General features: G+C 72.4%; 9 protein-coding genes. 3 read left to right on the top strand and 6 right to left on the bottom strand.

The annotated features are described in order from the left end of the window. Positions 1-436, bottom strand: a 436-nt coding sequence (locus AB0G13_RS15025; protein WP_357874045.1) for a helix-turn-helix domain-containing protein, incomplete at its 3' end; no start/stop codon positions are given. A gap of 56 nt (positions 437-492) precedes the next feature. Here AB0G13_RS15025 and AB0G13_RS15020 point away from each other — a divergent pair. Next, a complete protein-coding gene (locus tag AB0G13_RS15020; protein ID WP_357874042.1) occupies positions 493-1,014 on the top strand; it encodes a PaaI family thioesterase in 522 nt (173 codons plus the stop codon). Positions 1,015-1,101: 87 nt separating this feature from the next. On the opposite strand, the gene AB0G13_RS15015 is transcribed toward AB0G13_RS15020, so the two are convergent. The 3 genes from AB0G13_RS15015 to AB0G13_RS15005 form a co-directional block, all read right to left on the bottom strand. Beyond that, positions 1,102-2,034 carry an acyl-ACP desaturase gene (locus tag AB0G13_RS15015; RefSeq protein WP_357874039.1) on the bottom strand — a complete coding sequence of 311 codons (933 nt, stop codon included), beginning with the start codon at positions 2,032-2,034 and terminating at the stop codon, positions 1,102-1,104. 69 nt (positions 2,035-2,103) lie between these two features. After that, on the bottom strand, positions 2,104-3,432 hold the full coding sequence (gene hisS, locus AB0G13_RS15010) for a histidine--tRNA ligase (protein ID WP_357874036.1): 1,329 nt from the start codon (positions 3,430-3,432) through the stop codon (positions 2,104-2,106). A gap of 126 nt (positions 3,433-3,558) precedes the next feature. Continuing rightward, entirely contained in the window at positions 3,559-4,278 is a 720-nt protein-coding gene (locus AB0G13_RS15005; protein WP_357874033.1) for an MBL fold metallo-hydrolase, read from the bottom strand. Positions 4,279-4,591: 313 nt separating this feature from the next. Between AB0G13_RS15005 and AB0G13_RS15000 the strand changes: the two genes are divergently transcribed. Beyond that, the gene (locus tag AB0G13_RS15000) at positions 4,592-5,479 is read left to right on the top strand and encodes a peptidylprolyl isomerase (protein WP_357874030.1); all 888 of its coding nucleotides are present in this window, start codon (positions 4,592-4,594) and stop codon (positions 5,477-5,479) included. Positions 5,480-5,543: 64 nt separating this feature from the next. Continuing rightward, on the top strand, positions 5,544-6,380 hold the full coding sequence (locus AB0G13_RS14995; RefSeq protein ID WP_357874027.1) for a peptidylprolyl isomerase: 837 nt from the start codon (positions 5,544-5,546) through the stop codon (positions 6,378-6,380). Positions 6,381-6,632: 252 nt separating this feature from the next. On the opposite strand, the gene AB0G13_RS14990 is transcribed toward AB0G13_RS14995, so the two are convergent. Then, positions 6,633-9,122, bottom strand: coding sequence for a bifunctional (p)ppGpp synthetase/guanosine-3',5'-bis(diphosphate) 3'-pyrophosphohydrolase (locus AB0G13_RS14990; protein ID WP_357874061.1), 2,490 nt, complete (start codon positions 9,120-9,122; stop codon positions 6,633-6,635). Between the two features lie 194 nt (positions 9,123-9,316). Next, the gene (locus AB0G13_RS14985; protein ID WP_357874024.1) at positions 9,317-9,883 is read right to left on the bottom strand and encodes an adenine phosphoribosyltransferase; all 567 of its coding nucleotides are present in this window, start codon (positions 9,881-9,883) and stop codon (positions 9,317-9,319) included. Positions 9,884-9,900 lie beyond the last annotated feature (17 nt).

Raw genomic sequence — 9,900 nt, 5'->3', positions numbered from 1 at the left:
CCACGTCGCGCGGCCGGGCGACCTCGTGCCCGCGCTCGCAGCGCAGGGCGACACGGATCTCGGCGCCGCAGTCGCGGTGCGCGGCCGTCAACGGCGAGCCCTCGGGGTCGGCCAGGTAGCGGTCCCCCCAGCCGAGCACGGCGACCAGCACCGGCCACAGGTCGAGCCCCATCTCGGTCAGCCGGTACTCGTGCCGCTCCCGGCTGCCGGGCTCCCGGTAGGGCTCGCGCCGCAGGACGCCGCGCTCCACCAGCATCGCCAGCCGGTTGGTCAGCACCTGCCGGGGGACGCCGGTGCGGACTCGCATGTCGTCGAAGCGGCGGACGCCGTTGAAGACCTCGCGCAGGACCACGAGGGTCCACCGCTCGCCGAGGATCTCCATCGCCCGGGCGATGGTGCAGTTCTCCACCGACCAGTCCAGTGCCGCGGGTCTCATGCGCTCCAGGCTAGGTCTGATTGACAGACTCAGCAACGCGCTGCGAGGCTGGGTCCATGACGCAGACGCAGGATCCGGCGCGCAGCCGTACCTTCTCGTGGTCCGACCCGGGCATCAACGCCGCGCACGTCGGCCGGCGCGGCGGCCTGGAGCTGCTCCGCGCGATGATCGCCGGGGAACTGGCGGCGCCGCCCATCATGCACCTGGTCGACATGTCCCGGATGGAGGCCGACGAGGGCCGGGTGGCCGTCGAACTGGTCCCCCAGGAGTTCCACTACAACCCGCTCGGCACCGTGCACGGCGGGGTCATCTCCACCCTGCTGGACACCGCCGCGGCGTGCGCGGTGCACACCACCCTGCCGGCCGGGATCGGCTACACCTCGCTGGACCTGAACGTGAAGTTCCTCCGCCCGGTCACCGTCGCGAGCGGCACCCTGCGCTGCGAGGGCACCGTCCTCCAGCGCGGTCGCCGCACCGCCCTCGCCGAGGCGAGGCTGCTCGACGCGAAGTCCCGCCTGGTGGCCCACGCCACCTCGACCTGCCTCCTCATCCCCCTCGACCCCCCGCCCACCGAGTAGCCGATCATGCAGTTGTGGTGCCGGGATCCCGGTGGTTCAGGCGTTCCGTCCCCCGCCACAACTGCATGATCGACGGCCCTGTCGCCGTCAGCGGGAGGCGAGACGGGCCGCGCGGGCGGCGCGCTTCTCCTCGAAGCGGGACGCGGCGCGATCCAGCTCGTCGAGGTGGGCGGCGATCGCCTCGCGGGCGGCCTCGCCGTCGGCGTCCAGGCCGGTCACGTTGAAGACGTCCCACTGGCGCAGCACCGGCGCCACCACCTCGTCGCGGTGCTGGCGCAGGTCGTAGATGCCGGCGAGGGCGATCGCCACCGACTTGCGGGCGAAGCCGTCGATGCCGTTGCCGGGCATCTGGAAGTCGGCCACCACGTCGGCGACCGCGCGCATCGCCTGGCTGGGGGCCAGCTCGAAGGCCGCCGCCAGCAGGTTGCGGTAGAAGACCATGTGCAGGTTCTCGTCGGCCGCGACCCGGGCCAGCAGCGCCTCGCACGCCGGGTCGCCGGTGACCCGGCCGGTGTTGCGGTGCGAGATCCGGGTGGCCAGCTCCTGGAACGAGACGTACGCCAGGGAGTGCAGCACCTCGTCGTCGTGCACGTTGGCGTAGCCGGCGGACATGTGCACCATGCGGGCCCGCTCCAGCGCCACCGGGTCGACCGCCCGGGTGACGGTGAGGTAGTCGCGGATGGCGGTGCCGTGGCGGCCCTCCTCGGCGGTCCACCGGTGCACCCAGGTGCCCCATGCGCCGTCCCGGCCGAACAGGGTGGCGATCTCGTGGTGGTACGAGGGCAGGTTGTCCTCGGTCAGCAGGTTGACGATCAGCGCGGTGCGGGCCACGTCGGGGATCGTCGAGTCGCCCTCGGACCACGCCTCGCCGCCCAGCGGCCCGTCGAAGGTTCGCCCCTCGCTCCACGGCACGTACTCGTGCGGGAACCACTCCTTGGCGACGGCCAGGTGCCGGTCGAGGTTCCGCTCGACGACGGGTTCCAGTTCGAGGAGCAGGGCGGTCTGGCTGAGTGCGGTCACGACGATCTCCCTACGGTGGCGTAACTTACGCCACCGTAGGTCCGATCGCGCGTACGCGCCAGTAACGTCTCAGCTGACCAGCGGCCTGAGGTCCGCCCGGGGCGGCGTCCACTCCCCCGCCGCCGCGACGACCTGCTCGCCGGAACGGATGTCCTTCACCTCGTCGGCCGCGCCGTCCACCCCGGGGAACCAGACGTACGGGATGCCCCGCCGCTCGGCGTAGCGGATCTGCTTGCCGAACTTCGCCGCGCTCGGCGACACCTCGGTCGGCACGCCCCGGGAGCGCAGCGCGTCGGCCACCCGGTTGCTGGCGGCGCGCTGCTCCTCGCTGGTCACCGCGACCAGGACGCAGGTCGGCACGTCCCGTGACACCGACAGCGCGCCGGCGCCGAAGAGCAGCCCCAGCAGCCGGGTCACCCCGATCGAGATGCCCACCCCCGGGAACCGGGTGGCCCCGGCGCTGGCCAGGTTGTCGTACCGGCCGCCGGAGCAGATCGAGCCGAACCGCTCGTAGCCGACCAGCTGCGTCTCGTAGACCGTGCCGGTGTAGTAGTCCAGGCCGCGGGCGATGCGCAGGTCGGCCACGCAGAGACCCGGGGAGTGCGCGGCGGCGGTCTCCACCACCCGGACCAGCTCCTCGATCCCCTCGTCGAGCATCGGGTCGCTGACGCACAGGGCGCGGACGGCGTCGGCGAAGGAGGCGTCCGGGGCGGAGATCTCCGCCAGCGACAGGACCGCCTTGGCCTGCGCCTCGCTGGCCCCGGCCGTCTCGGCGAGCAGCTCGGTGACCTTCGCCGGGCCGATCTTGTCGAGCTTGTCGACCGCGCGCAGCGCCGCCTCCGGGTCGGTGAGCCCGACGCCCCGGTAGAAGCCCTCGCAGATCTTGCGGTTGTTGACCTGGATCCGCACCGGCGGGATCGGCAGCGAGCGCAGCGCGTCGCCGACGACCAGCGGCATCTCCGCCTCGTGGTGCGGGGCGAGGGTGTCCCGGTCGACGATGTCGATGTCGGCCTGGAGGAACTCGCGGTAACGCCCCTCCTGCGGTCGCTCGCCCCGCCACACCTTCTGGATCTGGTAGCGGCGGAACGGGAACTGCAGCTTGCCGGCGTTCTCCAGCACGTAGCGGGCGAACGGCACGGTCAGGTCGAAGTGCAGGCCGAGAGCGTCGTCGCCGGCCGGGCCGTCGGCGTCGGCCTGCAGGCGCCGGATCAGGTAGACCTCCTTGGAGGTCTCCCCCTTGCGCAACAGCTGGTCCAGCGGCTCCACCGCGCGGGTCTCCAGCGGGGCGAAGCCGTACAGCTCGAAGGTGCCACGGATCCTGTCGAGGACGTACTGCTCGATCATCCGCTGCGCGGGCGTCCACTCCGGGAAGCCGGAGATGGGCGTGGGCTTGCTCATGATGCTCCGTTCGCGGTCCCGCGCGCTCGGCGCGGGCGAAGAGTCGGCGCGGCCGGCCACCGGCCGCGGGGCGGGGAAGTCGGTGCGGCCGGTCATCGGCCGCGGGGCGGAGAGTCGGCGGCCGGGCTACAGGCCGCGGGTGGGAGCGGCCGGTCGCGCGCCGGCGCCCCCCGCCACCTCGACGAGGTACGGGTTGGTGGCGCGCTCGCGGCCGATGGTGGTCGCGGGGCCGTGGCCGGGCAGCACGACGGTGTCGTCGGCCAGCGGGAGGATCTTGTCCCGGAGGCTGGTGACCATCCTCGTCATGCTGCCGCCCGGCAGGTCGGTGCGGCCGATCGAGCCGGCGAACAGGACGTCGCCGGAGAGGCAGAGCTGCTCCGCCTCCCACGACGAGCCGGCGGCCGGCAGTCGGAAGAGCACCGACCCGCCGGTATGGCCCGGGGCGTGGTCGACGGTGATCTCCAACCCGGCGAGGGCGAGCGTGGCGCCGTCGGCCAACTCCGCGACGTCCTCCGGCTCGGTGTACGGCAGCCGCCCGCCGAAGAGCGAGGTGAGGTCCGCCGACAGCCCCTTGGCCGGGTCGGCGAGCATCTCCCGGTCGCCGGGGTGCACGTACGCGGTGATGCCCCGGGCGCCGCAGACCGGCGCCACCGAGAACGTGTGGTCGAGGTGGCCGTGGGTGAGCAGGACGGCGGCCGGGTGCAGCCGATGCTCGGCCAGCAGGGCGTCGAGCCGGTCGAGCACCCCGATGCCGGGGTCGACCACCACGCACTGCTCCCCCGGCGCGGCGGCGACCACGTAGCAGTTGGTGCCGAAGGCGTCCGCGGGAAAGCCGGCCACGAGCACGTCCGCTCCCCTTTCCGTCGAGCTTGTTCGCTGTCAGCAGCCTATCGGGCGGCGCGAGGAGGTTCTGCGCGTCCGTCCCGGGCGTCCCACGGGCGACGCCCGCGCCCGTTCCGGACGCCCCTCGGGGGCACGGTCCGGACGCCCCTCGGGGCACAGTGACGCGTTCCGATAAACCCGGCCCGGACCTCGTACACCACTTTCCCAGCCGGTAGCCGTACACTCTGGCGGGCGTGTGGCGTGGCGCACTTGCCGCCCAACGGGCGCAGGACGCCCGACCACCGGTGACGACCAGGGTAGAGGAAGGGGAGCACGGGTGGCTTCCAGCAGGGACCGGCAGCGCAAACTGGCGCGCGCCAAGCTCGACCGGCAACTCGCCCGCCGGGCCGCCGCCGTCAAGCGTCGTCGGCAGATCCAGGCCGGCGTCGGCGTCGCCGTCGTCCTCGCGCTGATCGTGGCCGGCTCGGCGTGGGCGCTGGGCGCCTTCGACGACGAGCCGAAGGAGAACACGGCCGCCGAGGACGTCTGCCTGTGGACCCCCCAGGACGCCACCGCGAACACCAACCTCAAGGACGTCGGCACCCCGGCCACCCAGGGGCTGCCCACCGACGGCGTACGCCCGATGACGGTCACCACCAACCAGGGCGCGCCGATCACCGTCGAGCTCGACCTCGCCGGCGCCCCGTGCGCGGCGGCGAGCATCGCCCACCTGGCCAGCCGGTCGTTCTACGACAACACCAAGTGCCACGAGATCACCGCCGAGGGCGCGGTGCGCTGCGGCGACCCGAGCGGCACCGGGCTCGGCGGCCCCACCTACTCGTTCTACGACGAGAACGTCCCCACCGCGCCGTCGCCGTCGGCGAGCCCCGCGGCCGGGCAGCCCGCGACCTACCCGAAGGGCACGGTCGCGATGGTCGCCAACCCGCCGGGCGCCAACGGCAGCCAGTTCCTGATGTTCTTCAAGGACTTCACCACGGCCGACCCGAAGTACCCGATCATCGGTCGGGTCACCGGTGGGATCGACGTGGTGGCGAAGATCGGGGCCAAGCCGACCGTGGACAATGGGACGGGGGCCAAGGTCAAGCCCAAGGACGACGACGTGGTCGTGCAGAGCCTGACCGTCGGTGAGCCCGTGGCGCAGGTGACCTCGGCGCCGGCGCCGTCCGCTTCGGGCGCTCCGGCGGCCAGCCCGAGCGCCGGCTGACCCGGCCGCCCCACCAACCTCAGCGGCACCGACCGCGCCACAGACAGCCCAGGAGGATCCAGGCGTGACGTCCACCAGAGAGCGGCAGCGCGCGGCAGCGCGGGCCCGGCTCGAGAAGGAGATGGCCGAGCGCGCGGCCAGGGCCCGCAAGCGCCGGCAGACCCAGGCGATCGTGGGGGCCGCCTCGGTCCTGGTCCTCGTCGTCGCCGGCACGGTCTGGCTCGTCACCGCCCTCGGCGACGACGACAAGACCGACACCGCCGGCCCGGCGGCCGGCAACGTGCAGTGCGCCTGGACCGAGGTCCCCACCGACCAGCGGACCAAGCAGATCAAGGACGTCGGGCTGCCGGCCGTGCAACAGGCGAACACGGGCACCCAGACGATGACGATCGACACCAACCTGGGCCCGATCACCGCCACGGTCGACCGCGCGGCGGTGCCCTGCACCGCGGGCAGCTTCACCCACCTGGCGGAGAAGAACTTCTTCGACAACAGCAAGTGCCACCGGCTGGTGACCGAGGGCATCAAGGTGCTCCAGTGCGGTGACCCCAGCGCGACGGGCAAGGGCTGGCGCGAGACCGACGGCACCGGCGGCCCGAGCTACCGGCTCGCCGAGGAGAACCTGCCCACCGACAAGCGGCCCCCGTACCCGGAGGGCGTGATCGCGATGGCCAACTCCGGCCAGCCGGGCAGCACGGGCAGCCAGTTCTTCATCGTCTACGGCGACTCGCCGCTGGACCCGAACTACACCGTCCTGGGCACCATCACCGGCGGCATGGACCTCGTCAAGCAGGTCGCGGCGGCGGGCGACGACAAGGCCTTCGCGAAGCAGGCCGGCGGCGGCCACCCGAAGAAGGAAGTCGTCATCAAGAAGCTCACCATGAGCGCCCCCCAGGGCTGACCCACACCTTCCGCCGTACGACGAAGCGCCCGCCGGCCCGCCGGCGGGCGCTCCCCTTTGTGCCCACCCCACCCCGCTGCGGCCCGCCTCCCCTCGTCGATCATGAGGTTGGCGGCGGTCTCGGTCTGGCTGGCTGCGGCCGACCTCATGATCGACAAAGTTCGGGGGGCGGCGGGCGGGTAGGGGCCGCGGGGCGGCGCCCCGGCTCGGTCGGTGCCGGGCCGGGGCGCAGGTGTGCCAGGGGCGGCGGGGTCAGGCGCCGGAGGTGACGCGGTAGGCGTCGAAGACGCCGTCGACCTTGCGGACCGCGGCCAGCAGGTGGCCCAGGTGCTTCGGGTCCGCCATCTCGAAGCTGAACCGGCTCACGGCCACCCGGTCGCGGGTGGTGGTGACCGTCGCGGAGAGGATGTTCACCCGCTCCTCGGAGAGCACCCGGGTCACGTCGGCGAGCAGCTTGTGCCGGTCCAGCGCCTCGACCTGGATGGCGACCAGGAAGGTCGACGCCGAGGTGAGCTTCCAGCTGACCTCGACCACCCGCTCGGCCTGCGCACGCAGGTCCTCGGCGTTGGCGCAGTCGTCGCGGTGCACGCTGACCCCGCCGGAGCGGGTGACGAAGCCGAAGACCGAGTCCGGCGGTACCGGCGTGCAGCAGCGCGCCAGCTTGATCCACACGTCGCTGACCCCGCGTACGACCACGCCGGGGTCGGCGCTGCTCTGCCGGCTGCGGGGCGGCCGGGTGGCGACGGCGGTCTCGGCGATGTCCTCCGCCGCGCCCTCCTCGCCGCCGTACGCGGCCATCAGCTTCTGCACCACCGACTGGGCGGATACCTGGCTGTCGCCGACGGCGGCGTAGAGGGAGGCCACGTCGGCGAGGTGCAGGTCCCGGGCGATCGCCATCAGCGCGTCGGAGGTGAGCATCCGCTGCAACGGCATGCCCTGCTTGCGCATCGCCTTGACGATCGCGTCCTTGCCGGCCTCGATCGCCTCCTCGCGCCGCTCCTTGTTGAAGTACTGGCGGATCTTCGTGCGGGCGCGCGGGCTCTTGACGAAGCCCAGCCAGTCCTGCGTCGGGCCGGCGGTGTCGGACTTCGAGGTGAAGATCTCGATCACGTCGCCGTTGGAGAGCGTCGACTCCAGCGGCACCAGCTTGCCGTTGACCCGCGCCCCGATGCACTTGTGCCCCACCTCGGTGTGCACCGCGTACGCGAAGTCCACCGGCGTCGAGCCGGTCGGCAGCGGGATGACGTCACCCTTGGGGGTGAAGACGTACACCTCCTGGCTGGACAGGTCGAAGCGCAGCGCGTCGAGGAACTCGCTCGGGTCGGCCGCCTCCCGCTGCCAGTCCAGCAGCTGGCGCAGCCAGGTCATCTCGTCGATGTGGGCGGGCGGGCCGACGATCTGGGTGCCCTTGTGCTCCTTGTACTTCCAGTGCGCGGCGATGCCGAACTCGGCGGTGCGGTGCATCGCGTACGTGCGGATCTGCATCTCCACCGGCTTGCCGGTGGGCCCGATGACCGTCGTGTGCAACGACTGGTACATGTTGAACTTGGGCATCGCGATGTAGTCCTTGAACCGGCCCGGCACCGGCTGCCAGTTGGCGTGGATCACGCCCAGCGCCGCGTAGCAGTCCCGCACCGTGTCGACCAGAATCCGCACCCCGACCAGGTCGTAGATGTCGTTGAAGTCGCGACCCCGCACGATCATCTTCTGGTAGATCGAGTAGAGGTGCTTCGGCCGGCCGGTGGTCTCCGCCTTGATCTTGGCGGCCTTCAGGTCGGTCTGCACCTTCTGGGTGACCTGGCGCAGCAGCGCCTCGCGCTGCGGCTGGTGCTCCCCGATGAGGCGGTTGATCTCCTCGTAGCGCTTCGGGAAGAGCGTGCCGAAGGCCAGGTCCTCCAGCTCCCACTTGATGGTGTTCATACCCAGCCGGTGGGCCAGCGGGGCCAGGATCTCCAGCGTCTCCTTCGCCTTCTGCTCCTGCTTCGGTCGGGGCAGGAAGGTGAGGGTGCGCATGTTGTGCAGCCGGTCGGCCAGCTTGATCACCAGCACCCGCGGGTCCTTGGCCATCGCGACGACCATCTTGCGGATCGTCTCGGCCTTGGCCGCGTCGCCCAGCTTGACCTTGTCGAGCTTGGTCACCCCGTCGACCAGCAGCGCCACCTCGCCGCCGAAGTCGGCCCGCATCTGGTCGAGGGTGTATTCCGTGTCCTCGATGGTGTCGTGCAGGAGCGCGGCGACCAGGGTGGTGGTGTCCATGCCCAGGTTGGCCAGGATCGTGGCGACCGCGAGCGGGTGCGTGATGTAGGGGTCGCCGGACTTGCGGTACTGCCCGGAGTGCCAGCGGGCCGCGGTGTCGAAGGCGCGCTGCAGCAGCCGCGCGTCGGCCTTGGGGTGGGCGTCCCGGTGGGTCGAGATCAGCGGCTCCAGCACCTCGCTGACCTGCGAGGACTGCCACGGCGCGTTGAACCGCGCCAGCCGCGCCCGGACCCTGCGGCCGGTGGGCGCGGTGGAGAGCGCGAAACCGGCGCTCGGCATGTGGTCGCCGAGGCCGTCGGTGGGGAAGGGAAGCACGACCCCCTCGGTCGCCGCGCCCGCGCCGCCGGCCGTCGCGGCCGGCGGGTCGGGGCGTACGGGCTCGGCCGGGACGGTCACGCCGGGGCCCGACTCCGGGGCCTGCACGTCACCGTTCCGTGCGGTCACCGAGCCGTCCGCGTCGCCTGTCGGGTACACCGTGCCCTCCACCGGAGGGGCGACATCGTGGGACACCGGCCTCCTCACCGCTCGCCGGGAAGTCACCGACCGTGCGCCGGCCGGCCTGGTCTCGCGCCGCCCGGACGGGTCCCGCCCGGTCAGCAAAGGGCAATGCTACCCGCACGGACGGTGCCCCGCCGCTCCGCCGGACGGTCCGCACCGCCTCCGCCCGACGGTCGGCAGCGTCAAACGGTCAACAGGGCATGCACCGGACGCGGGGCCAGCCGCTCCCGGCCGCCGAGCACGGCGAGTTCCAGCAGTACGGTGAAGCCGGCCACGGTCCCGCCGGCCCGCTCCACCAGGTCCAGCGTCGCCTCGGCGGTGCCGCCGGTGGCCAGCACGTCGTCGACCACCAGCACCCGGTGCCCGGCCGTGAAGGCGTCCTCGTGCACCTCCAGCGTGGCCTCGCCGTACTCCAGGGCGTAGGAGGCCGAGTAGGCCGGACGGGGCAGCTTGCCGGCCTTGCGCACGGGCACGACGCCGACCCCCGTCGCGTACGCGATGGCCGCCGCGACCACGAACCCGCGCGCCTCGATGCCGACGACGACGTCGAACGAGTCCCGCCCGTGGTACGCGACGATCCCGTCGATCACCTCGCGGAACGCGTCGCCGTCGGCGAACAGCGGCATCAGGTCCTTGAACATGACACCGGGCTTCGGGAAGTCGGGCACGTCGAGCACCCGGCTGGCGACCAGCGCGGCGGCGTCCGGGCCGCTGTCCCCCCGGACCACGGTGCTGTGGGTCTCCGTCACGGCAGTTTCGCTCCCCT

It is taken from the genome of Micromonospora sp. NPDC023633, from assembly GCF_040640035.1.
Classification (GTDB): Bacteria; Actinomycetota; Actinomycetes; order Mycobacteriales; family Micromonosporaceae; genus Micromonospora.
The sequence above is the reverse complement of the archived record's forward strand: the minus strand, read 5'-3'. Positions and strand labels throughout refer to the sequence as shown.

What these genes read in the sequence shown, in the direction of transcription:
- AB0G13_RS15020 (WP_357874042.1), top strand. Translation starts at nt 493, where the DNA reads ATGACGCAGACGCAGGATCCGGCGCGCAGCCGTACCTTCTCGTGGTCC.
- hisS (WP_357874036.1), bottom strand. Translation starts at nt 3,432, where the DNA reads ATGAGCAAGCCCACGCCCATCTCCGGCTTCCCGGAGTGGACGCCCGCG.